Below are 23,252 nucleotides of genomic sequence, written 5' to 3' on the forward strand. Positions count from 1 at the left end.
TTATTCAGCCGGTACCGCGTGGAGATCGGCATGGGGCGGGCGCGGGCGGCGACGCAGCTTTTCCGCCAGCCGCCGGCACACCACGTAGAACGTGGGCGTGAACAGCAGGCCGAAGGCGGTGACGCCGGTCATCCCGAAGAACACCGCAGTGCCCAGCGCCTGCCGCAGTTCGGCACCCGCGCCTTGCGCGATCACCAGCGGCACCGCGCCCAGGATGAACGCGAAGCTGGTCATCAGGATCGGGCGCAGGCGGGTCTTGGCGGCGTAGACGGCGGCCTCGACGATGCCCATGCCCTGTTCCTCTTCGGCCTGCTTGGCGAATTCGACCACGAGGATCGCGTTCTTGGCGGCCAGCGCGATCAGCACGACAAGGCCGATCTGGGTGAGGATGTTGTTGTCCATGCCGCGCAGGTTCACACCTGCCATGGCCGCGAAGAGACACATCGGCACGATCAGCACGATGGCCAGCGGCAGGGTCAGGCTTTCATACTGGGCGGCCAGCACGAGGAACACGAACACCACCGCCATGCCGAAGACGATCGCTGCCGTATTGCCTGCAGTCACCTGCTGATAGGCGATGCCGGTCCATTCGTAGCTGTAGCCCGAAGGCAACGTCTCATCCGCGACCTTCTCCATGGTGGAGAGGGCCTGACCGGTCGAGAAGCCGGGCGCCACGCTGCCGTCGACTTCCACCGCCGGGTGCAGGTTGTAGCGCACCACACGGTAAGGACCGGTCTTGTCCTGGAAGGTCGCGACCGAACCGATCGGCACCATCGCGCCGCTGTTGGAACGGGTCTTCAGGTTGGCAAGGTCGGCGATGGAACCGCGGCTGCCCTGATCGGCCTGCGCGGTCACGCGGAAGGTACGGCCCAGCAGGTTGAAGTCGTTGACGTAGGCCGAACCGAGGTAGACCTGCAGCGTTTCGAACACGCGCTCAGGGGGGATGCCCAGCATGTCGGCCTTGCGGCGGTCGATGTCGGCGAACACGCGCGGGGTGTCCTGGTTGAACAGGGTATACACCTGGCTCAGATCCTTCTGCTGGTTGGCCTTGCCGAGCAGCCCGCCCGCAGCCTGTGCCAGCTGGGTGTAGCCGCGCCCTTCGTTGTCCTCCACGATCATGCGGTAGCCGCCCGGGGGGACGATGCCGTTGATGGTCGGCGGCGGAATGACGAGGACCATGGCCTTGTCGTAGCCCTCCAGCGCGTCCTGCGCCTGCTGCATGATCTGCGCCCCGGTAACGCCCAGCTTCTTGCGTTCTTCGAAGCTCTTGTACGGGAAGTAGATTGCCGCCGAATCCGGCGATGCCGTGCGCGAAGGGCCGTGGAACCCTGCGAACATCACTGCGCCGCGAATGCCCTTGATCGGCAGCAGACGCTTGGCGATGTCGCGCGTCACCTCGTCCGTGCGTTCCAGCGATGAGCCGGAGGGCAGGAATGCGGCGGCCAGGAAGTAGCCCTGATCCTGCTGCGGGATGAAGCCGGTGGGCGTGGCCCAGAACAGGCCCACGGTGCCCGCGATGAGGGCGGCATAAGTCGCCATCATCCGCAGCGGCGCCTTGACGAGGCGGGTGGTCAGGCGGGCATAGCCGTCGCTCATGCGGTCGAAGCCGTGGTTGAACTTGTCCGCACCAGACTGGAGCACACGGCGCCAGCGCGAGGCGTTAGGCCCGACCCGTTCCTTGTGCTTGAGCAGGAGCGCCGCCATCGCCGGCGAGAGCGTCAGCGAAAGGACCAGCGAGATCACGGTGGCGGTGGAGATCGTCACCGCGAACTGCTTGTAGAACGCGCCCGAGATGCCGGTGATGAACAGCGTCGGCACGAAGACCGCGCAGAGCACCAGCACGATCGCAACCAGCGCGCCGGACACTTCGTCCATCGAACGGCGGGCGGCTTCGAGCGGGGTCAGGCCCTCCTCGATATAGCGCTCCACGTTTTCGACCACGACGATCGCGTCATCGACGACGATGCCGATGGCGAGCACGAGGCCGAACAGCGAGAGGTTGTTGAGCGAGTAGCCCACCGCCATCAGCATGATCGCGGTGCCGACCAGCGAAACCGGGATCGCCAGGATCGGAATGATCGCGGCGCGCCAGTTCTGCAGGAACACCAGGATGACGAGCACAACGAGGATCACCGCCTCGAACAGCGTGTGATAGACCGCGTCGATCGACTGGCCGATGAACTCGGTGGGGTTGTAGATGACGGAATATTCCAGGCCCTTGGGGAACTTGGCCTGCATCGCGTCCATCTCTGCACGCACCAGCTTGGCCGTTTCCAGCGCGTTGGAGCCGGGGCGCTGCATCACCGCCATGACGACGGTGGGGTTGCCCGAGAGATAGGTGTTGGTGGTGTAGTCCTGCGCGCCCAGTTCCACGCGGGCGACGTCGCGCACGCGGACCTGATGGCCGTCGGCGTCGGTGCGCACGATGATGTCGGCGAACTGCTGCGGATCGGTCAGGCGACCCTGCGCCTCCACGCCGACCTGGTAGGCGTTGCCCTTGTCGAACGGCGGTGCCCCGATGGAGCCTGCGGAAATCTGCACGTTCTGCGCGCGCAGCGCGGCGACGATTTCACCGGCGGTCAGGTTCAGCTGCGCCGCGCGGCCCGGATCGATCCAGATGCGCATGCCATAGTCGCGCGCACCGAAAGTCTGCACGTCGCCCACGCCATCCAGACGGGCGAGGCGATCCTTGACTTGCGTCAACGCGTAATTGGAAATGTAATCGCGGTCATACGTGCCGTTCGGCGACTGAAGGTTGACCACCATCAGGAAGTCCGGAGACGCCTTCTTGGTGACGACGCCCATAGACCGCACCGCTTCAGGCAGGCGTGGTTCGGCGATGGCGACGCGGTTCTGGACCAGAACCTGTGCGGCATCGAGGTCGGTGCCGATCTTGAAGGTGACGGTGATCGTCACTTTGCCGTCGCCGGTCGACTGCGAATCCATGTAGAGCATGTCGTCGACGCCGTTGATCTCCTGCTCGATCGGAGCGGCGACGGTGTCGGCGACGGTCTCGGCAGACGCGCCGGGATACTGCGCGTTGACCGTGACGGTGGGAGGGACGATGTCCGGGTACTGGCTCACCGGCAGGCCGATGAATGCGATGGCGCCGACGATGGTGATGATCACCGCGACGACGCCCGCGAAGATCGGGCGGTCGATGAAGAAGCGGGAAAGTCGCATTGGGAGAGTGCCCCTTATAGGCGCGCATCGGACCGGGGATGCGAGCATACGTCCGCAACCTGGCGATCCGGCGCGCCGGTTGGCGCGAAAAGTAGGAACGGGTGTGCTGGTCCACTCCCCGCTTTGGGGGATTGGAACCGTCAGCGTGACCGGGGGTGGAACATCGCCGGTGAGGGCCGGGAGATTATGCGTGCCCCACCCCAGCCCCCTTCCCGGAAGGAAAGGGGCATCAGGTCATCTCAGTTGAACGTCGCCTGCGCCGCAGCCGGCTCTGCAGGCGCGGGAGCGGTTTCCACCTTGCCCGGCTGGATGCGGCCAATCTTGGTGGTGACCTTGGTGCCGGGGATCGCAGCCTGATAATTGGAGACGATCACGGTATCGCCCGCATCGAGGCCCGAGCGGATGACGCGAAGGTCATCCACCAGCGGCCCGACCTGCACCGGCTTGGCGGCAACGGTGCGGTCCTTGCCGACGACCATGACCACCTTGCGGGTCTGGTCGGAGCGTACGGCGGCGTCGGGTACCAGCGTGGCTTTGACGGTGCCGCCGTTGGCGAGGCGCATGTTGCCGAACATTCCGGGCGTCAGGAAGCCGTCCTTGTTTTCGAGGCTGGCGCGGACGCGGATGGTGCCGGAACTGGCGTTCAACCCGTTGTCGGTGAAGTCCAGCTTGCCCTTCCAGCGATAGTCCGCCTCGTCCTGAAGGCGCACTTCCACGTCGGGGGCAGCGCCCTTGGCCTTGTCGCGCTGCGCCTTGAGGAACAGCGATTCAGAAGCGTCGAACGTGAAGTAGATCGGGCTGACGGCGTTGATGGTGGTCAGCAGGGTGGCATTCGCTCCGGCATCGCCCGAGACGAGGTTACCTGCATCCACGCGGCGATCCGATACGCGGCCCGAGATCGGCGCGCGCACGGTGGCGAATTCCACATCCAGACTGCGCGAACGCACCCGTGCCTGTGCGGCGGCCAGTGCGGCTTCTGCGGCGCGCACGCGCGAGCGCAGGTTGTCGACTTCGCTGGCTGCCATCGCCTCGTCGCCCTTCAGTCCGGCGACGCGGGCATAATCGGAGCGGGCAAGGGCAAGCGTGGCGCTGGCCGATGCGGCATCTGCCTGCGCCTCGGCCAGAGACGCGCGGTAGGGGCGCGGATCGACCACGAACAGCGCCTGTCCGGCCTGAACATAGTCGCCGTCCCTGAACAGTACCTGCGTTACCGCGCCGGACACCCGCGGGCGTACCTCCACGGTCTTGCTCGGTGCGAAGCGGCCCACGTAGTCGTCCCACTCGGTCACTTCGCGCACCAGCGGATGGGCGACCTGCACGACCGATGGCGGCGGCAGTGCGGCGGCGGGTTCGGTGCCGCCCAGGAATTTCCAGCTCAGCCCGGCAACGGCGACGAGCACCAGCGCGCCGATGGCGATCTGGGCGCGCCGCGAGCCGGTGCGCTGCTGCAAGGTCTGATCGCTGGACGCATATTCGGCAGGAATCTCGAGTTTGGTCGCGACTGTCACGCGGCGATACTCCGGAAAGGGGGGCGATTTCGCCCGATGGTGTCGATGACGGCACCGATCTTGGCCTCGGAGTAACCAGCGTCGCGGGCCTCCTTCAGCGCCGAGACCGGCAGGGTATAACCATGGTGCCAGGCGCGCACGGACAGCCGGCGCAGCGCTTCGAGCCGCTCGTTGGCAAGCATCGGCGAAGGCGGCGTCGGGCCTAGGATCAGGCGCGCCAGCCAGCCCCGCTTGCGCTGCGTTTTCAGGGACTGCATCCCGTCGTTACGCGCCAGAGCGACGATCCGCCGCTCCATCAGGGTCAGCGCATCGACCGGGTGAGACAATGAAATCGGCAGCGCCTGCAACGCTGCATCGGTGAAGTCGATGAAGGCCATGTCCGTTGCTCCTGCGTAAGAAGGGCGAGTGGGGATGTGCCCCGGCGCACACCCCGGGACAGGGGGAAAGGGTGCGCACCGGGGCGGCCTCCGGCTCGGGGCAGCCGGAAGGGTTCGGGGACAAGGCTCTCCCGGCGCCGGACATGCGTATGTCCAGTCGTCGGCAGAAGCCGGTTGTGAGTCATCGAACTGCAAACCGCCCCCTAGTGAAGGATGGTGGGCCTGCAGTTGTCTGGCGGCCGGTCAGGACCGGTCGGTTGGGGAAATACCCGAGGCCGGGGGGAGGCGATTCGGGCGGTTCGTTTCTATACCAGACGGTATATATTCAGGTGAGAGTAACGTCAAGCAGGTTTCTGTACCGACCGGTAGATTAGCCCTCGGGAAAGGTTTTCAAGAGGGTGAATGCCGGTTGAACGAAATTTTTTCGCCGGCGCGAAAAATGCGGCATGTCAGCCGCGACGCTATCGGCCGCCCTTCCTCTACGGGGAAGGTGCGGTCTGCTTCAGCGCCCCGGCCACATCGCTAGGAAAGTGTCGACGCTGCCCTGCAGTTCTTCAGGTTCCGCACCGCTTTGGGCTTTTACCGAAAGGCCCTGAAGCACCGTGGTAAGGCAGCCGGCCAGCTTGGTGGGGCATACCGCGTCCGGCAGATCGCCTTCTTCGCGAGCCTGTTCGAAGCGCTTGATCACCGCCGCTTCCGACGAAGCACGGCGCTTGATGACATCCGCGCGGATCGAATCCGCCTCGGTCGAGCAGGCGACAGTGCTGATCACGCCAAGACAGCCATGGGGATCGCTCTTGCCGCAATGAGTCGCCAGCGCGCCGCTCAGCAGACGTTCGGCCACGCCGCGGGCCGTAGGTGCTTCCAACGCCTTACCCATGTAGGCCAGCTTGTCGCGCTCGTAGAGGTCCAGCGCCTTCTTGAAGAGCGCTTCCTTGTTCCCGAAGCAGGCATAAAGGCTGGGCTTGGTGATGCCCATCGCGTCCGTCAACTCTGCCAGCGATGCGCCTTCATAGCCGCGGCTCCAGAACACCCGCAGCGCGGCTGCAAGGGCCTCGTCAGGATCGAATTCGCGGGGACGGCCCCGGGATCCAGTGGGGCCCACGGAGGGTGCCGAACATTTCATACCGGGCGGTATATAGGTTTGGGGTCCGGCAGAGTCCAGTGTGACCGAACTGTCATTTTGGTGAGCTTTGCGGGTCATGGTTGAAAGCGTTGTAACCTTTGCTTCCTGTCGTCACCCTGAACCCGCGTCAGCCTCATCACCCCGGCAGCATCGTGCCGGTATCGATGAAGCGCTGGTGCCACGAAAGCGCCTCCGCCGGCAACGAAGGTGCATGGCGACCATAAGAGCCATGGTACGCACGGTCATAATAATCGCGCAGGGCGTCGCGATAGATCGGGTGCGCGCAGTTCTCGATGACCAATGCAGCCCGCTTGCGGGGCGTCAGGCCGCGCAAATCCGCCAGGCCCTGCTCGGTGACGAGCACCGCCACGTCCTGCATGATATGATCGACGTGCGCCGCCTGAGGCACGATGGCGGAAATCGCGCCGCCCTTGGCCGTGGACGGCGTCATGAAGATCGAGACATAGGCGTTCCGGGCAAAGTCGCCCGAGCCGCCGATGCCATTCTGGATGCGGCTGCCCATTACACATGTGGAATTGACGTTGCCGTAGATGTCCGCCTCGATCAGCCCGTTCATCGCTATGCAGCCCAGGCGGCGGATCAGTTCGGGATGGTTCGAGATTTCCTGCGGGCGCAGGATCATCCGGCTGCGATAGCGTTCCATTTCGGCGTTGATGCGCTCTGCAGCCTCCGGCGAAAGCGAGAAGGCGGTGGCCGATGCCATGCGCAGCTTGCCGGCGTCGATCAGGTCCAGCATCCCGTCCTGGATGACTTCGGTGTAGGCGGTCAGGTCGTCGAACGGCCCCTTGACCAGGCCGGTCAGCACCGCATTGGCGATGTTGCCCACGCCCGACTGGATCGGCAGCAACGATGCCGGCAGGCGCCCCTTGACTACTTCGTGAGACAGGAACTCGATGATGTGGTCGGCGATCTGCAGCGCGCTGTCATCCGGCGCGGTGAAAGGCAGGTTGCGGTCGGGCGCGTCGGTCTCGACGATGGCGACGATCTTGGCGGGATCGCACTGAAGCGTATCCTGTCCGATGCGATCGTCGGGGCGAACCAGGGGGATCGGTACGCGGTGCGGCGGCAGGGCAGTGCCGTAGTAGATGTCATGCACCCCTTCCAGCGCCGGGTTCTGCCACGAATTGACTTCAAGGATTACGGCTTCGGCGCGGTCCAGCCAGGTCTTGTTGTTGCCCACCGACGACGACGGCACCAGCGAACCGTCGGGCCGGATCGCCGTGACTTCCACCACCGCCACGTCAAGCGGGCCGAGGAACCCCTGCCAGGCCATCGGCGCCACCTGCGACAGATGCATGTCGAGATAATCCATCTCGCCCTTGTTGATGCGTTCTCTCGCGATGGGGTCGGAGTTGTAGGGCAGGCGCAGTTCGATGCCGTCTGCCTTCGCCAGCGCACCGTCAAGCTCGGGCCCGGTGGAAGCGCCGGTCCATACTTTCACCCGCATTGCGCGCCCCGCAGCATGTTCCGCTTCGATCCGTTCGGCCAGCGCCATCGGCACCGCCTTGGGATAGCCGGAGCCGGTGAAGCCGCTCATGCCCACGGTCTGGCCGTGGCGGATGAGCGCGGCGGCGTCGCTTGCGGACATGACCTTCGAACGCAGGTCGGGGCGGGCGATACGGTCTGTCATGAATGGCCTCTCATTGTCTCGCAGCCTTCTGGGCGCTGTAGCACGTTCTTCGATCCGTGCGTCGATGAACACAATAGCTCAATTCAGCACATCACTTGTGCTATATGCGTTCAGATGAGCGACCTGATGAGATCACTGCGCCTGTTCGTCCGCCTTGCCGAGGAAGGCAGCTTCTCCGCATTGGGGCGGCGCCAGAACCTTAGCCACACCACCATATCACGCGCCATCGGCGATCTGGAGGACCATTTCGGCATCCGCCTGTTTCAGCGCACCACCCGCCGCCAGACTTTGACCCGCGACGGCGAAAGGCTGCTGGAACATGCCGTGGCGATCCTGGATCAGGTGGGTATAGCGGAGGCGGACCTTGCAGGTGAAGTTGCCGCCCGTGGCCTTGTGCGCGTCGGAGTGACTACGGCACTGGGCCTGCATTATGCACAGCGGCTGGAAACCCTGCGCGTGGGGCACCCGGACCTGACAGTGGAGTTCCTGGTCGCGGATTGGCGCGAAGCGGCGGCAGGGGGCGGCCTGGATTTGTGGCTACAGGTGGGCGATGCGGACGCCGGGCATGGTATTGCGCTGGGATCCGTACCGCGTGTCTTGGTCGCTGCGCCCGATTACCTTGCGCGCCACGGTGATCCCGAGAATGCGGATGATCTGATGACGCACCAATGTCTGGTCTATGGATACGGCGCCCGCCCCGAGCCGTGGGTCATCGGCGGCAGGGAATTGCGCGTGACAGGCTTCCTGCGCGCCAACAGCAGCGAAGCTGTGCTCCGGGCAGTGCGGGGTGGGCTTGGTATCGGCCTGTTACCGGCAATCCAGGTGGCCGACGATCTGGCGCGCGGGCTGATGCAGCAAGTGCTGCCGACTGCCGCCATTGCGCCTTTGCCCATCTACGTGGCTACCGCCTTTCGCGGGATACGGATGCCGATGCGCGCGCAGGTTGTCATGGACTTCCTTGTCGCGGAGTTCCCCGTCGGGGCGGCATGATCCGCCGCGATCTTCGTCGGCCTTAGAACACTCCGCGCGAAGACAGCACCGCTGGAACCGTACGCAGGCAGATGGCAAAGTCATAGGCCGTCGATTTGCGCATGGCGTAAAAGGCGTCCAGGCGCACGCGGGTTTCGTAAGACACGTCGTTGCGCCCGCTGACCTGCCACAACCCGGTCAGGCCCGGCCTTACCGAGCAGTAGAACGCGAACCTGTCACCGTAGCGCGGTATCTCCGCTTCCACGATGGGGCGCGGGCCGACGATGCTCATGTGGCCGGCAAGGATGTTGAACAGCTGCGGCAGTTCGTCGAGGCTGCTCTTGCGCAGGATGTGGCCCAGCGGCGTGATGCGCGGGTCGCGGCGCAGTTTCTGATCGCGATCCCATTCGGTGCGCGCTTCGGGGCTGCTGGCCAGCAGTTCCGCAAGGACTTCCTGCGAATTGACCACCATGGTGCGGAATTTCAGGCAGGGAAACAGCTTTCCGTCCCGGCCAACGCGCCGCTGGACGAACAGCGCCGGCCCCGGCGTCGAAATCTTGATGGCGATGGCCGTGAGGATGAGAAACGGCAGGAAGACGAGCGCTGCCAGAAACGCCATCATCACATCGAACGTGCGCCCCAAGGCCGTTTGCGGCTGCACAAGAGCAGCTTCTGCGATGCTGGGCAAGGGAAGGGGCGGGGCGGCGGTGGTTTCCGGCTCCGGATTTCGGAACGGGTAAGCCGCCGGATTTTCATAGACGGTAAGCGGGATGGCCGGGCCAGTTCTCACCGTGTCGCGATACTGCGTCGAAAGAGCTTCCATTGAACCTACCCACCTGAACCAAGTGCAATCTCTAGGATTTCTGCGGCATGTTTTGGTTTACGGCATGGTAATAGAAGTTAAGGGGCGGTCAATAAGGCCTTGCTGCAATGCGGCATGACTATTTAGTCCGATTACAATCAAATGTGATCGATTTCGACAAGCGTGCGTTATCCGATTCGGCAAAATGCTCGGTACTTTGTCTCCGATGTTTGCTCCGTTGCGGATAGTTCGTAATTTTAATCGTTCGATTTGGATCATTTACCATGATGCTTTGGTCCATACAGGGACGAAGTGCAATCGATTGCTCGTCGAATGTTCAACTCGATCGACCGAATCGTGGTTAAGAGTTCTTGTCACAGCGAAATCCGCACCTCTTCTTTTAATGCTTTTCAGTCGGTGCCGAACGTCCTAGACGGCCGCACCCCCGGGGGGCCGCTGATGCGCGGCTGAGAGGTGGTCAGCAGACCACGACCCGCTGAACCTGATCCGGTTGACACCGGCGTAGGGAGGGCCAGCGGCGATCCATTGTTTCCGTTGCCCTCCGATTGGAGTGGACGCGACGTTATGATGGCCAAGTTCTCTATTGCCGGCACAACTGCTCTGGCAGTCCCGCTCATGCTGCTTGGATCGCCGGCGTGGGCAGCGGACGCGGAGAACGACGGCGGCACCGATATTCAGGTTATCGGTCATCCAGACCCTGAGGGCCTGCTGCCCGACCAGACCGCGCCCAAGGCGGTCAGCGCCATCTCCGCCGATTTCATCACCAAGCAGGCGCCGACGCTGAACGCATATCAGCTGGTGAACCTGCTGCCGGGCGCCAATGTCTCGACCAGCGATCCTTATGGCCTTTCCGCAACGTCCAGCCTGACGATGCGGGGCATGGGGCAGGACGCGATCGGCGTGCTCATGGAAGGAGCGCCGCAGAACGACATTGGCTACTACGTGGCATACCCGTCGCAGTTCGCCGACGCCGAGAACGTGCGGCAGGTGACGCTGGCGCAGGGGTCGGTGGACATCGATTCGCCCGTCGTCGGCGCCACCGGCGGCCTTCTGTCGCTGACCCTGGACGATCCACGCCCCGAAAGCGGCGCGCTGGTGAACCTGTCGGCAGGTTCGTATGACGAACGACGCGTCTTCGTACGGCTGGACAGCGGAACGATCGGGGCAACCGGCTTGAAGGCCTTCGTCTCCTATTCCAACAACCGCGCTGACAACTGGCGCGGTGCCGGGTACGACAAGCGCCAGCATGTGGACGCCAAGCTGCTGCGCGAATGGGGCGACGGCAACCGCGCCAGCATCGCGGTGTCGTACAACGATGCCAGCACATCGTCCTATCCCAGCCCGACGCTGGCAGACTGGAATGCGTCCGGTCGGGGGTTCAACTACGACCGCCGCTACACCCCCGGCAGCACCAGTTACTGGCGCCTGTACCGCAGCCCGTTCCGCAACATCTATTTCGCCGCGCCGGTGCATCTCAAGCTGAATGACCGGCTGACGTTCGACAGCACGGCCTACCTCCAGTTCGGCCACGGCAACTCGCCTTACGGAACGCAGCTGACCACCACGGGCAACTATCTGGGGACGGAGGAACTCACCCAGGCGGTATCGCTGCCGGGTGCCGTCGATGGCGTTGCTACGGTGCTGGGTAACTGGACCGGCAAGCAGGTGCGCATGGGCGACGTCAGCAAGCTGACGCTGCGGGCGGGCGCACACACGCTGACGGCGGGGCTGTGGTTCGATCGGGGTACCGATCGGGTGACGCAATCCTACACGTCCATCGACGACCGGGGCCGTCCGGTCGATACCTGGGGTTATCAGGACAAGGCGATCCGCACCGCCGACGGGCGGTTGCTGGCCTATGAGAACTTCCGCACGGTGATCGTCAACAAGGGCTTCTTCGTGGCCGACAGCATCGCGCTGACGCCCCGGCTGGGGCTGGATCTGGGCTTCAAGGGCGTGAGCGTGCTGCGCAACGGGCGCAATTATCTGCCGGGCCCGCAATCGCGCGTGCGGTTCGACAGTTTCGCCGCCCTGCCGCGCGCCGCCGTGCACTTTCAGCTGGATGACCGGCAGCAGCTGTTCGCCAACATCGCGACCAGCTTCCGTGCGCCCTCCGAATTCACGCTGTACGATGGCTATTACGGCGGCGAGGTTGTCAGCCGCGGCACGACTGCGCTCAAGAACGAATATTCGGTGTCGCAGGAACTGGGCTATCGCTACATCGGGCCAAGCCTGTCGTTCTCGCTGACCGCGTTCCATTACCACTTCCGCAACCGGCAGGTGGCGACGGTAATCGACAACGGCGGCGCGCTGGTGAATTCGACGATCAATGCGGGCAGCCAGACGTCCTACGGCCTTGATGGAGAGATCGATTATCGCCCGGCAAAGGGCATGAGCATCTATGTCTCAGGAGAGTATCTGCATGCCCGGCTGAACGATGACCTGCCGGTGGACGGGGATTACCTGCCGACCAGGGGCAAGCGCGCGGTCGCCAGCCCAAAGTTCCAGTTCGCGCTGGGCACGACTTACGATGATGGCCGGCTGTTCGGCAGCACCGCGCTCAAGTACGTGGGACGCCAGTATTCCACCTTCATGAACGATGAGAGCATCAAGGGCTACGCGACGCTGGACCTTGCAATCGGCGTGCATCTGGCGGGGCTGATCGACGCGCAGCGCATGGACCTGCGGCTCAACGCGATCAACGTGACCAACCCGCGCGTGCTTTCGGGTGTGCAGACGATCGGCAGCAACGCGCTGGATACAGTGGGCCGCAACGGCACCGTCATCGCAGGGGCCGCGCCGACATACTACATTGGCAGCGGGCGGGCCTTCGTGGCGACCCTGTCGCGCGCGTTCTGATGGAGGAGCGTGCGGTCCATCTGGTGCATGGCATGGGCACGGCACTGGAAACGCCGACCTGGCCGGCGATCACCGAGCCCGAGGCTGCGGCGATCCTGTCGCAGTTTCCGGCGGCGGGGCGACTGGCGGGGGTTCGCTGGCATTCGCCCCGGCCATTCTCCGCCGCGGCCATCGTGGCGACGGACAACGGCGAGTTCCTGGTAAAGCGGCATCATCGTCGGCTGCGCACGCCCAGCGCCCTGATCGAGGAGCACGCCTTCATCGCGCACCTGCGGGCGGCGGGAGCGCCGGTTCCGGAGGTGCTCACCACGCACGACGGGTCGGGGGCGGTGGTGCTGGACGACGGGACATACGAGATCCATCGCCGGTCGCCCGGCGCAGATATCTATCGCGACCGGCAATCCTGGACGCCGTTTCTCTCCATGGCGCACGCGCATGAGGCTGGCGCGGCGCTGGCGAGGCTGCATCATGCGGCGAAGGGCTTTGCCGCTCCGGCGCGCGGGCCGCATCCGCTGGTGTCCGGCTTCACGATTGTGCCTGCGCACGATCCTATGGCGGCGGTGGACGCCTACGTCGCCGCCCGACCGGCGCTTGCCCGGTTCCTGGCTGGTCGGCGCTGGCGAGCGGAACTGGGAACCCTGTTCACCGCGCTCGGGCAGGGGCTGGCGGAGCGGCTGGCCGGTGAGCCTCCGCTCTGGACGCATAACGACTGGCATCCATCCAACCTGCTGTGGTCGGCGAATGGCGGGGTCAGCACGGTGTTCGACTTCGGGCTGGCAACGCAGACCTGCGCGCTGCACGATCTGGCCATCGCGATCGAGCGCAGCGCCATTCCATGGCTCGACCTGCTGGACGGTGGCGACATGCATGGCGATGTGGCTGCCGCGCTCGCCATCCTTGGTGGCTACGTGTCGGTAGCGCCGCTGACCGCCATGCAGATCGACACGGTGGTGCGGTTGCTGCCGCTGGTCCACGTCGAGTTTGCGCTGTCGGAGGTCGACTATTTTGCAGGCGTGCTGGAAGACGATGCGCAGGCCATGATGGCTTGGCGGGACTATCTGGTGGGTCATGCTGAGTGGTTCGTTTCGGCACCGGGCCGCGCGTTCCTGAAGCAGGTGGCGAAGGGGGCGGGGCTGTGATGTCGGCGCTGGAGATCTTCGCGGTCGCCGTCAGTTTCCTCGGCATCTGGCTGACGGCCCGGCGCCGGATGCTGTGTTGGCCGGTCAATCTGCTCGCCTGCGCGCTTTATTTTCAGCTGTTCATGAACGTGCGCCTCTATTCCGACATGGTGCTGCAGGCGTTGTTCGGCGCGGCGATCCTCTACGGCTGGATCGCGTGGAAGCGCGGGCAGGACGATAGCGGTGAAGTCGTGGTGAGGTCGCTGCCGGTAGCCCATGCCGCCGCAGGGCTTGGCGCTGGGGCACTTGGCGGTCTGGCGATCGGCTGGCTGACCAGCCGTTACACCGACGCCGCGCTGCCGTGGATGGATGCCATGCTGAGCAGCTTCAGCCTTGTCGCCCAATACTGGACGGCCCGGCGGCAGGTGGCCAGCTGGCTGTTGTGGATCGCAGTGGACATCGTCTACGTGGGCATGTTCCTGTACAAGGGCCTGCTGCCCACGGCGGGTCTCTATGCGGCGATGATCGTGCTGGCGGTGATCGGTTATCGGCGCTGGCGAAAGGCTATGCGCGCATGACGATGTTTTCGGCGGTCCACCATGTCGCGCTGATCTGTACCGATTATGCCGTATCGCGCCTGTTCTACGCCGAGATCCTCGGCCTGCCCGTGTTGAACGAGGTCTATCGGGAGCAGCGGCAATCGTGGAAGTGCGACCTGCAGGTGGGCGACGTGCAACTGGAGCTGTTCTCGTTCCCTGATCCGGCAGCGCGACCTTCCTGGCCCGAGGCGGCTGGCCTGCGCCACCTGGCATTCGCCGTCGCCGACATCGACTCCGCCGTGGCGCACCTTCTGGCGCATGGCGTCGCCTGTGAGCCGATCCGGGTGGACCAGCATACCGGCGGCCGCTTCACCTTCTTCGCCGATCCCGACGGCCTGCCGCTGGAGCTTTACGAGCGCCCGCAGCCGGATTGACAGGCGGCGTTGCGCGGTGGAGGAGGCGGCGATGGAACAGCCGCTATACCGCCGCACGATGACATCGCCCGTAGGCCGGTTGAGCCTCATCGGCGGGGATGTGGGGCTGGTGGCGGTGCTGTGGGAGAACGACCGGCCCGGGCGCGTTCCCCTGTCGGAAGTGGCGGACGCGGATCATCCGGTGCTGGTCGCCACCGAAACCCAGCTGTGCGAGTATTTCGTCGGCACCCGCCGCAGCTTCGATCTGCCGCTGGATTTCCGAGGCACCGCCTTTCAGCGCAGCGTCTGGGCAGCGCTGCTGGAAATCCCCTTCGGCGAAACGCGCAGCTATGGCGAGATCGCCCGCGCGCTCGGCAGTCCGAGCAGCAGCCGCGCAGTCGGCGCGGCGAACGGGCGCAACCCCATCTCCATCATCGCCCCTTGCCACCGCGTGATCGGCAGGAACGGCAGTCTTACCGGCTTTGCCGGCGGGATGGAGGCGAAGGCCTGGCTGCTGGCCATGGAAGACGGTCAGCCACTGATGCTATGACATAAGGCCGATCTACTAATGCCGCCATCACGCCAACAGCAGGAATCCACGCGGGCGGCGCTCAGCCGATTGACACGGCGTTCCAACATGTATGATAACTCTCCTCAATGCGGTACAGCCGTAGGAGCGGAAGCGATGATCAGCCTCGCCAAAGCCGGAGGGAGACCCGAGCGTGTTCGAGAAGACCTACTACGCCACGCACCCTGACATGATGGACGGCGCCAGCAACGAAGACCTGCGCGACCGGCATCTCGTTTCGGGCCTGTTCCGTGATGGTGAGATCGTGCTGACGTATTCCCACGGCGAACGCTTCATCATCGGGGGCGCAGTGCCCGGGGCCGGCGTGCTGGCGCTGCCACCCCATGCCGAACCAGCCAGCGCAGCCGGCCATTCCCTGTTGGAAAGGCGCGAACTGGGCGTGGTCAACATCGGCGGGGGCGAAGGCACGGTGACCGTCGATGGAACCGTGACGACCCTCGCGAAGTACGAGGCGCTTTATGTTCCCATGGGGGCAAACGATGTCGCATTTGCAGGGGAAGGCGCGCGGTTCTACCTGCTGAGCGTTCCGGCGCACAAGGCGTATCCCCTGCGCAAGGTCGGTATGGCTGATGCCAACGTGATGCAGCGCGGCGACCTTGCCGGGTCCAACGAACGCACGATCTACCAGTTGATCCTTCCCCATACCTGCCAGAGCGCTTCGCTGTGCCTGGGGCTGACCCAGCTTCAGCCGGGAAGCGTGTGGAACACCATGCCGCCGCACGTCCACGAACGGCGTTCGGAGATCTACCTCTATTTCGATCTCGAAGATGACGATCGGGTGTTCCATTACATGGGGCAGCCCGACGCCTTGCGGCACATCGTCATGGAGAACGAAGAGGTGGTGATCTCTCCGCCGTGGTCAGTGCATATGGGGGCGGGGACGAGGAACTACACCTTCATCTGGGCGATGGCGGGGGAAAACCTCGACTACGAGGACATGAACGTGCTCGACGTCTGCCAGCTGCAATAAAACGGCGGCACTCACAAAGAATAACGTGCACGATTGAGGGAGAGCGAATTATGCGGATTGTGATGAGTGCACTTGCGCTGGCGCTGGCGGTGCCGGTCAGCGCCCAGACCAGCGTCGAGGTGGAGGACGCGCCTTCTGTGGTGGTCCATGCGGACAAGCCTGCGCCCACGTTTGACAAGCGCATCTTCGGCCAGTTTGCCGAGCATCTTGGCAGCGGCATCTATTCCGGCATCTGGGTGGGTCGGAACAGCAAGATCCCGAATGTCGATGGATACCGCAAGGATGTGATCGATGCCCTGAAGGCGATCCGCGTACCGGTAATCCGCTGGCCGGGCGGATGCTTTGCCGACGAATACCACTGGCGTGAAGGTATCGGCCCGCAGGCGAAGCGCAAGGTCAAGATCAACACGCACTGGGGCGGCGTGACGGAGAACAATGCCTTCGGCACGCATGAGTTCATGAACTATTCCGAGCTGGTCGGCGCAGAACCCTACGTGTCCGGCAACCTAGGCTCGGCGCCGCCGTATGAGATGGCGGAGTGGGTCGAATACATGACCTCGCCCACCGGCTCCAGCCTGGCGCAGGAGCGCGGCGCGAACGGGCGCAAGACGCCGTGGAAGCTGACTATGTTCGGCCTTGGCAACGAGCTGTGGGGCTGCGGCGGCGACATGAAGCCGGAACATGCGGCAGCACTGACGCGGCAGTATGGCTCTTTCGTCAAGCTCCCGGGCGGCCAGAAGCTGATGAAGATCGCCAGCGGCGCGAACTCCGGTGACCTCAACTGGACCGAAGTGATGATGCGGGATGCCGGCGACAAGATCGACGGGATCGGCGTACATTACTACACCATACCCGGCGACTGGAAGGCAAAGGGCGCCGCCACCGGCTTCGACGAAAACGCGTGGGCGCGCACCTTGGCCAAGACCATGCGCATGGAATCGATCATCACCGATCACGCCAAGGTGATGGACAAGTACGATCCGGCCAAGCGGGTCGCGCTCCTCGTCGATGAATGGGGCACATGGTACGATGTGGAGCCGGGCACCAACCCGGGGTTCCTCTACCAGCAGAACAGCCTGCGCGACGCGCTCGTCACCAGTCTGAACTTCGACGTCTTCGCCCGGCATACCGATCGCCTGCGCGGGGCCAACATCGCGCAGATGGTGAACGTGCTGCAGGCCATGCTGCTGACCGACGGCGCCCGCATGGTGAAGACGCCGACATACTGGGTCTTCGACATGTACAAGGATTATCAGGACGCGACAGTCCTGCCCGTCGATGTGCAGTCGGACTGGTACAACAAGGACGAATGGACCCTGCGCGCGGTCAGCGCCAGCGCGGTGCGCGATCCACGCGGCGTGCTCCATGTCGGCCTGACGAACGTCGATCCGCATCGGGAACGCACTGTCACCGTGCGCCTCGACGGGGTTTCCGGAAGCGCGGTCCAGGGGCGGGTGCTGACGGCGCAGGCGATCGATGCGCATAACACCTTCGAAGCGCCTGACGTGGTGAAGCCAGTTGCGTTCACCGGAGCGGTGCTGGCTTCGGGCGTACTGACGGTGACCCTGCCGGCCAAGTCGGTGGTCATGCTGGACGTGCGCTGACGCAGGCAAACTGAAGCGCCGGGCGCCCTCCATCCGTGGCGCGTCCGGCGCAACCAGCTCCTGGATCTTTCGGCAAAGCGCACTTGCACCCGACGGATGACGCATGGTAGCGCTATCTGACAGGCGCAGAGCCGAAGATACCAGGAGATGGATGTGTCGAAAATTCACCGGAGCCTGCCGCTGCTCGCCCTTGCAGCGGCCATTGCGGGCTGTTCTGCCAGTGATCCTGCAGCCACCGACACGCAGGCTGGCAATGAAGCGAAGGCCTCAAAGTATCTTTCGCAGCCGCTGGTCACCGAAATCTACACGGCGGACCCGTCCGCGCATGTGTGGAACGGCAAGATTTACGTCTATCCTAGCCATGACATCGACGGCCCCACGCCCGAGGACGATCTCGGCAGCCACTTCGAGATGCGTGATTATCGCATCCTGTCGATGGATCGCATCGGCGGCCCGGTGACGCTTGGCCCCGTGGCGCTGGACGTGAAGGACGTGCCATGGGCTGAAAAGCAGATGTGGGCGCCGGATGCCGCGTATCACAACGGCACGTATTATCTGTACTTCCCGGCCAAGGACAAGGCGGGCGCGTTCCGCATCGGCGTTGCTACCTCGAAAAGCCCGACCGGCCCGTTCAAGGCGCAGCCGCAGCCGATCAAGGGCAGCTATTCCATCGATCCTGCCGTGTTCACCGACGACGACGGCAAAAGCTACATGTATTTCGGCGGCATCTGGGGCGGTCAGCTACAGCGCAATGTCGGCGGCAGGTACGATCCCAACGGCTCAAAGACCGACCTGCAGGCTGACGACAAGCCCGCGCTGCTGCCCCGCATCGCCCGCATGAGCGACGACATGCTCGAATATGCTGAAACGCCGCGCGAAGTGCGCATCGTCGATGACAAGGGCAACCTGCTGCTGGGCGGCGACCACGATCGCCGCTTCTTCGAGGCGGCATGGATGCACAAGTATAAGGGCAAATACTACTTCAGCTACTCCACCGGCGACACCCACTATCTGGCCTACGGCATCGGCGACTCGCCTTATGGGCCGTTCACGTACAAGGGACGCATCCTGGAGCCGGTAGAAGGCTGGACCACGCATCATTCCATCGTTCAGTGGAATGGCAAGTGGTGGCTGTTCTATGCCGATACCCAGCTTTCCGGCCAGACCCGGCTGCGCAACGTGAAGGTCACCGAGCTGCACTACAACCCGGATGGCACGATCAAAACCATCAACCCCATGGTCCGCTGATGGTGAAAGGGGCGCCCGATCGGCGCCCCTTCTTCATTTCAGCAATCGCAGGGAGATCGCGTCTCCCATCGCCTTGTAACCGGCAGGGTTGGGATGGATCGCGTCCCCGACGTCGTAGGCCGGGTTCAGCCGATCCGGATGCGCCGGGTCGCGCATGACCGCGTCGAAGTCGATCACGGCGTCGAAGTGGCCCGGCTGGCGGATCCAGGCGTTGATCGCCTGTCGGTCGGCCTCGCTCGCTGCCGTCGGGTGGTAGTATTCCATGCCCATGAACGGCAGCAGCGTGCCGCCATAGACCTTGATGCCATGTGCGCGGGCGCGTGACACGATCTGCGCGTAGGCTCCGGTCACCTGCCTGACGAGCGCCGCATGCGCTTCGGGAGAAACCGGGGCATCTTTCGTCAGCATTCCGATGTCGTTGATGCCTTCCAGCAGGACGAGGTGCGTCACGCCCGGAGTTGAGAGCACGTCGCGGTCGAGCCGGGCCAGCGCATTGGGGCCAAGCCCGTCGAGCAGGACGCGGTTGCCGCCGATGCCCTGGTTGACCAAGGCCCGCCGCCCCGCCAGCCGGCGCGCCAGCACGTCGGTCCAGCGGTCGTTGCCATTGGTGGTGGAGCCGCGTCCGTCCGTAATCGAATCCCCTAGCGCCACAATGGCACCGGCGCCGCAACTGCGCACCTCCACGCCGGAAAGCAGATACCAGTGATCCACCGGTGTCGCGGCGGGAAGGGCAGCGTCTCGCGCATGATCTCCGCCGGTCCAGTACGAGGTGGCGCGCGATCCGGGGTGGCCGGTCTGTCGTTCGGGCAGTGCATCGACGTGCAGCGAAACGGCGAGATCGGTGAACGCGGCAAGGGGCATGGCGATGGGATCGGAGAGCCAGTCCGCACCCGCCGGGATGACGACGCTGTCCTTGCCGTCGAAGCGCAGTGGCGCCACTGACTTCGCGTCGATATCGGCCCGGCGAGGGTCAGGGGAACGCGCCAGCGATGCATTGGCGATCACCAGTGGTGTCTCGCCAAAAGCGTTCGACAGACGGATGCGCAACTCGGCTCCGGCTATGGAAGGGCGGACGATCTGGCGCAGGGTAAAGTCGCGGCGGGCAGCTTCGGGCAGTCGATCGTCGCCGTTGACCGGCAGTTGTGAAGATCCCCAGGCGCCGACCCACGGGCATGGGCCCGAAGCGGCATGAGCCATGGAAGACGCGCCAAGCGTCAGAACGGCGGCCAGTATCGTAAGGCTGCGGCGTATGGGCATGGACAATCTACCCCTCAAAAAGAAAGAGCCGGCATGAAGCCGGCTCGAAGTTGGTAGTCGGGAGGGTAATCAGAAATTGGCCCTGAGGCCCACCAGAACCTGACGGCCCGGATAGTAGACCGAGTAGGCGGCGTTGGAATATTCGAAGGTCGTGCGGATCGGCTCGTTCGTGATGTTCAGCACGTCCAGCGTCAGGCGCATGCCATTGTTCAGGAAGGGCAGCTGATAGCCTGCGGAAAGGTCCAGCTGGCCGCGTGCATCCGCACGAAGGTTGGCGCCCTGGATGTTGTTCTGCGGACCGTTCACCGCGATCGACTTGTCGTTCCACACGTAGTTCAGGCTGACCGAGAGGCCGTGGTTTTCGTAGAAGCCCTGAAGGTTATACGAATACTTGGACACGCCGGTGGCAACCAGGCCCGAAGAGGACGACTGGTCCAGCGTGGTGCCATTGGCCGAGAAGCCGAGGCCCTGCACCAGGAAGTCGAGCGGCTGAACCCAGGTCACTTCCAGACCCTTGATCCTCAGGTCAGACAGGTTGACCGGACGGTTGACGGTGATCGGCAGGTCCGCAATCGCGACGCCGGAGGACGCCGCACGGTTGCGCAGAGCATCCTGCTGCGTGGACAGCAGGCTGTCGAACGGAATGTTGAGCGAGCCGAAGCTGGCCTGTGTCGTCTGCGTTTCGGTGAAGCCCTGGATGTTCTTCATGAACGCCGAGATCCCGACGTAGCCGATGCCGCTGGTGTAGATTTCACCGCCGATGTCGTAGTTGTCAGAGGTGTAGGGCGTCAGGTCCGGGTTGCCGGCGCTGGCGACCAGCGCCGAGGGATCGGAGAATGTGATGCCCGGCAGGATCTGCCCTGCGTCCGGACGGGTCATGGTGCGCGATGCCGCAGCGCGCAGCTTGATCCGGTCGGTCAGGTCGTAGGTCAGGTTGATCGACGGCAGGAAGTTCTCGTAGTTGGACTTCGAGGTGATGTCGACGATGGTGGTGCCGACCTGGCTCGGTCCGACGACGACCTGACGGGTGTGCGCATAGCGCATGCCGGCATTCATGTGCAGGTCGCGGCCGAACAGCTGCGTGACGCCGTTAAGCTCGAAGTAGGCGCCCCAGACTTCCTCGTCCATGTCGCCGGTTGCGCCGCCGGTCACCGCGCCGCGGGCTTCGGGGGCGCTGTCGCGATACGATGCGTAGTTGGTCGCGTCCTTCAGAGCATCGAAGTCCGGCACGACGAACGCGTTGTAGCCGACGCTGCCGCTGGCCAGATGGCCGAAGTTGCTGACCGGGAAGGGGTTCAGGTACTGAGAAATGGCGCTGGTCGGCACCGATCCCGTCGCGCCGGTGCATCCGGCCCCGCAGACCGAAAGCTGATAGGCAGGGCTATTGTCGTAGGCGCGGATGGAGCGCTGAGCACGGTCGTAGGCGCCGCCGATCTTCAGGCTGAACTGGTCGTCACCGAACGTGGTGTCGAGGTGCGCGCCCTTGGTTTCGGTGCTGCGGCGAACCAGCTGAATGTTCTGGCGATACCACTGCCAGCCTGCGCCGGGGTTGTTCAGATCGATGTTGGTGGTGATGAGCGGGCGATTGGCCGCGCCGGTATTGTCGTAATAGACGTCCACGCCCGAATTCGGCGCTGTCTGGAACGCGAAAGTCGGCTGTTCGCGGAAGAAGCTGCTCTTCGACCAGTTGACGCTGGCTTCCACCTTGACGGTATCCGACGGCTGCCAGGTCACGCTGGGGTTGATGTTCCAGAACTTGGTGGTCTGCTTGAACAGGCTTGCTTCGAGGAAGAACGACGAGTTGGCGAACGTGCCGCTGGTGACGACGTTGTTGTCATCCACGGTGAGGTCGATCGGGATCATGCCGCCGGTCGCCTGGGCACCGGTGCCTGGGCCCGAGTTGCGGACCTGCCAGTTCATGTTGACCTTGGTGAAGTCACGCTTGGACCGCGCCCAGATGCCGTCGAGGGCAAAGTGCAGCTCGTCGCTGGGGCGCCATTCGAGCGAGGCAAGCGCCGAGATGCGCGAACGATCGCCGGTGGTCAGGCTGTTGCGGCCAAGGCGCGGCAGCAGCGCGGTGCTCAGCTGGCCACGAGTGAGGCCGGACGTCGCAACGACATCCACCGGCTGGCCGGCGACGAGGCCGTGGCCGGCATTGGCCGGGACGGTCGAAGCCCAGTTCCAGTTGTTGTTGCCGGCGTCGGTGCAGCCCGTGCCGCAAGGCAGGTTGCCATCGCCCCAGCCCACGGTTTCGAAGCCGTCTACGCGGGTCTTGGTCTTCACGCCAGCCACGCCGACGAGGATGCCGAAAGTGTCGGTCGTGTGGCTGGCAACCAGCGCGCCGCGCGGGCTGACCTTGCCATTGCTGTCGGTATACTGGCCCTGCGCGACGACAGTGACGTGCGTGCCTTCCTTGTCGAAGGGACGTGCGTTGCGCAGGTTGACGGTGCCCGCGATGCCGCCTTCGAGCGTCGAGGGCGAGGGGCTCTTCTGCAGGTCGAGGCGGGTGAAGAGTTCCGAAGGGAAGAAGTCGAGGTCGACTTCGCGATTGGCGCTGCCGCCATTGGTACCGCCGTCCGACGCCACCTGCAGCTGCGAGCCGTTCAGCAGCACGCGCGTGAAGCTGGGTCCAAGGCCGCGGATGGCGACCTGGGTGCCCTCGCCGGTGATGTCGCGGTTGAGGCGCACACCGGGCATGCGGTTCAGCGTTTCGGCAAGATTGGTTGCGGGCAGTTTGCCGATGTCTTCCGCGAAGATGCTGTCGCCGAAGGTCACGGCATCACGCTTGGCATTGGTCGCGCTCTGCAGCGAGCCGCGAATGCCGGTGACGATGATCTCCTCGGCCGATGCGTCTGCACCATCAGCTGCCTGAGTGGTAGCTGCGGTTTCCTGTGCCTGTGCGGCGGAACCGACAAACGGTGTGAGTGCGGCTGCACCCAGCAGCACGGCACGAACGGTTACGAAATTGCGTCGCATGGTATCTCAACTCCCTCCCAAGCGTCTGCGGCTGATCGTTCC

The 23,252-nt window shown here is 64.3% G+C and carries 17 protein-coding genes and 1 riboswitch; of the genes, 9 read left to right on the plus strand and 8 right to left on the minus strand.

The window, feature by feature from the left end; all coding sequences use genetic code 11:
* The 5 genes from GGR40_RS09860 to GGR40_RS09880 form a co-directional block, all read right to left on the minus strand.
* Positions 1–3,183 (minus strand): efflux RND transporter permease subunit, encoded by a 3,183-nt coding sequence (locus tag GGR40_RS09860; RefSeq protein WP_429276062.1) that lies wholly within the window; start codon positions 3,181–3,183, stop codon positions 1–3.
* A 239-nt stretch (positions 3,184–3,422) separates the two neighbouring features.
* A complete protein-coding gene (locus tag GGR40_RS09865) occupies positions 3,423–4,691 on the minus strand; it encodes an efflux RND transporter periplasmic adaptor subunit (protein ID WP_429276063.1) in 1,269 nt (422 codons plus the stop codon).
* Positions 4,688–5,068, minus strand: coding sequence for a hypothetical protein (locus GGR40_RS09870; RefSeq protein ID WP_429276064.1), 381 nt, complete (start codon positions 5,066–5,068; stop codon positions 4,688–4,690). The genes GGR40_RS09865 and GGR40_RS09870 overlap by 4 nt, the downstream gene beginning before the upstream one ends.
* A 502-nt stretch (positions 5,069–5,570) precedes the next feature.
* Positions 5,571–6,194 (minus strand): TetR/AcrR family transcriptional regulator, encoded by a 624-nt coding sequence (locus tag GGR40_RS09875; protein WP_429276065.1) that lies wholly within the window; start codon positions 6,192–6,194, stop codon positions 5,571–5,573.
* Between the two features lie 136 nt (positions 6,195–6,330).
* Positions 6,331–7,845, minus strand: coding sequence for an acetyl-CoA hydrolase/transferase family protein (locus GGR40_RS09880; RefSeq protein WP_429276066.1), 1,515 nt, complete (start codon positions 7,843–7,845; stop codon positions 6,331–6,333).
* A gap of 114 nt (positions 7,846–7,959) precedes the next feature.
* Between GGR40_RS09880 and GGR40_RS09885 the strand changes: the two genes are divergently transcribed.
* A complete protein-coding gene (locus GGR40_RS09885; protein ID WP_429276067.1) occupies positions 7,960–8,835 on the plus strand; it encodes a LysR family transcriptional regulator in 876 nt (291 codons plus the stop codon).
* Between the two features lie 22 nt (positions 8,836–8,857).
* Here the strand turns inward: GGR40_RS09885 and GGR40_RS09890 are convergent, their stop codons facing one another.
* Entirely contained in the window at positions 8,858–9,637 is a 780-nt protein-coding gene (locus GGR40_RS09890; RefSeq protein ID WP_429276068.1) for a sugar transferase, read from the minus strand.
* A gap of 415 nt (positions 9,638–10,052) precedes the next feature.
* Positions 10,053–10,162, plus strand: a riboswitch (TPP riboswitch).
* Between the two features lie 90 nt (positions 10,163–10,252).
* Here GGR40_RS09890 and GGR40_RS09895 point away from each other — a divergent pair.
* The 8 genes from GGR40_RS09895 to GGR40_RS09930 all read left to right on the plus strand — a co-directional run bounded on the left by GGR40_RS09895 (position 10,253) and on the right by GGR40_RS09930 (position 18,977).
* Positions 10,253–12,496 carry a TonB-dependent receptor gene (locus tag GGR40_RS09895; protein WP_429276069.1) on the plus strand — a complete coding sequence of 748 codons (2,244 nt, stop codon included), beginning with the start codon at positions 10,253–10,255 and terminating at the stop codon, positions 12,494–12,496.
* Positions 12,496–13,635 (plus strand): phosphotransferase enzyme family protein, encoded by a 1,140-nt coding sequence (locus tag GGR40_RS09900; protein WP_429276070.1) that lies wholly within the window; start codon positions 12,496–12,498, stop codon positions 13,633–13,635. The genes GGR40_RS09895 and GGR40_RS09900 overlap by 1 nt, the downstream gene beginning before the upstream one ends.
* Positions 13,635–14,192 carry a nicotinamide riboside transporter PnuC gene (gene pnuC, locus GGR40_RS09905; RefSeq protein WP_429276071.1) on the plus strand — a complete coding sequence of 186 codons (558 nt, stop codon included), beginning with the start codon at positions 13,635–13,637 and terminating at the stop codon, positions 14,190–14,192. Before GGR40_RS09900 ends, pnuC begins: the two co-directional genes overlap by 1 nt.
* A 2-nt stretch (positions 14,193–14,194) precedes the next feature.
* Positions 14,195–14,587 (plus strand): SMU1112c/YaeR family gloxylase I-like metalloprotein, encoded by a 393-nt coding sequence (gene gloA2, locus GGR40_RS09910; RefSeq protein ID WP_429276250.1) that lies wholly within the window; start codon positions 14,195–14,197, stop codon positions 14,585–14,587.
* 31 nt (positions 14,588–14,618) lie between these two features.
* A complete protein-coding gene (locus GGR40_RS09915; protein ID WP_429276072.1) occupies positions 14,619–15,116 on the plus strand; it encodes a methylated-DNA--[protein]-cysteine S-methyltransferase in 498 nt (165 codons plus the stop codon).
* A 172-nt stretch (positions 15,117–15,288) separates the two neighbouring features.
* Complete coding sequence (gene kduI / locus GGR40_RS09920) at positions 15,289–16,125, plus strand: 5-dehydro-4-deoxy-D-glucuronate isomerase (protein ID WP_429276073.1); 837 nt, start codon at positions 15,289–15,291, stop codon at positions 16,123–16,125.
* A gap of 50 nt (positions 16,126–16,175) precedes the next feature.
* Positions 16,176–17,729 carry an alpha-N-arabinofuranosidase gene (locus tag GGR40_RS09925; protein WP_429276074.1) on the plus strand — a complete coding sequence of 518 codons (1,554 nt, stop codon included), beginning with the start codon at positions 16,176–16,178 and terminating at the stop codon, positions 17,727–17,729.
* 153 nt (positions 17,730–17,882) lie between these two features.
* Positions 17,883–18,977 (plus strand): glycoside hydrolase family 43 protein, encoded by a 1,095-nt coding sequence (locus GGR40_RS09930; RefSeq protein WP_429276075.1) that lies wholly within the window; start codon positions 17,883–17,885, stop codon positions 18,975–18,977.
* A gap of 33 nt (positions 18,978–19,010) precedes the next feature.
* Here GGR40_RS09930 and GGR40_RS09935 read toward each other — a convergent pair whose 3' ends face one another.
* Entirely contained in the window at positions 19,011–20,234 is a 1,224-nt protein-coding gene (locus GGR40_RS09935; RefSeq protein ID WP_429276076.1) for an SGNH/GDSL hydrolase family protein, read from the minus strand.
* 69 nt (positions 20,235–20,303) lie between these two features.
* Entirely contained in the window at positions 20,304–23,210 is a 2,907-nt protein-coding gene (locus GGR40_RS09940) for a TonB-dependent receptor (RefSeq protein ID WP_429276077.1), read from the minus strand.
* Positions 23,211–23,252: the final 42 nt, after the last annotated feature.

Origin of the sequence: Novosphingobium gossypii, assembly GCF_050433305.1 — a bacterium.
Taxonomy (GTDB): domain Bacteria; phylum Pseudomonadota; class Alphaproteobacteria; order Sphingomonadales; family Sphingomonadaceae; genus Novosphingobium; species Novosphingobium gossypii.

Bases quoted from the DNA above. Each gene is read 5' to 3' on its own strand.
- GGR40_RS09860 (WP_429276062.1), bottom strand. From the start codon at position 3,183: ATGCGACTTTCCCGCTTCTTCATCGACCGCCCGATCTTCGCGGGCGTC.
- GGR40_RS09870 (WP_429276064.1), bottom strand. From the start codon at position 5,068: ATGGCCTTCATCGACTTCACCGATGCAGCGTTGCAGGCGCTGCCGATT.
- GGR40_RS09875 (WP_429276065.1), bottom strand. From the start codon at position 6,194: ATGAAATGTTCGGCACCCTCCGTGGGCCCCACTGGATCCCGGGGCCGT.
- GGR40_RS09880 (WP_429276066.1), bottom strand. From the start codon at position 7,845: ATGACAGACCGTATCGCCCGCCCCGACCTGCGTTCGAAGGTCATGTCC.
- GGR40_RS09885 (WP_429276067.1), top strand. From the start codon at position 7,960: ATGAGCGACCTGATGAGATCACTGCGCCTGTTCGTCCGCCTTGCCGAG.
- GGR40_RS09890 (WP_429276068.1), bottom strand. From the start codon at position 9,637: ATGGAAGCTCTTTCGACGCAGTATCGCGACACGGTGAGAACTGGCCCG.
- GGR40_RS09895 (WP_429276069.1), top strand. From the start codon at position 10,253: ATGCTGCTTGGATCGCCGGCGTGGGCAGCGGACGCGGAGAACGACGGC.
- GGR40_RS09900 (WP_429276070.1), top strand. From the start codon at position 12,496: ATGGAGGAGCGTGCGGTCCATCTGGTGCATGGCATGGGCACGGCACTG.
- pnuC (WP_429276071.1), top strand. From the start codon at position 13,635: ATGTCGGCGCTGGAGATCTTCGCGGTCGCCGTCAGTTTCCTCGGCATC.
- gloA2 (WP_429276250.1), top strand. From the start codon at position 14,195: ATGTTTTCGGCGGTCCACCATGTCGCGCTGATCTGTACCGATTATGCC.
- GGR40_RS09915 (WP_429276072.1), top strand. From the start codon at position 14,619: ATGGAACAGCCGCTATACCGCCGCACGATGACATCGCCCGTAGGCCGG.
- GGR40_RS09925 (WP_429276074.1), top strand. From the start codon at position 16,176: ATGCGGATTGTGATGAGTGCACTTGCGCTGGCGCTGGCGGTGCCGGTC.
- GGR40_RS09935 (WP_429276076.1), bottom strand. From the start codon at position 20,234: ATGCCCATACGCCGCAGCCTTACGATACTGGCCGCCGTTCTGACGCTT.
- GGR40_RS09940 (WP_429276077.1), bottom strand. From the start codon at position 23,210: ATGCGACGCAATTTCGTAACCGTTCGTGCCGTGCTGCTGGGTGCAGCC.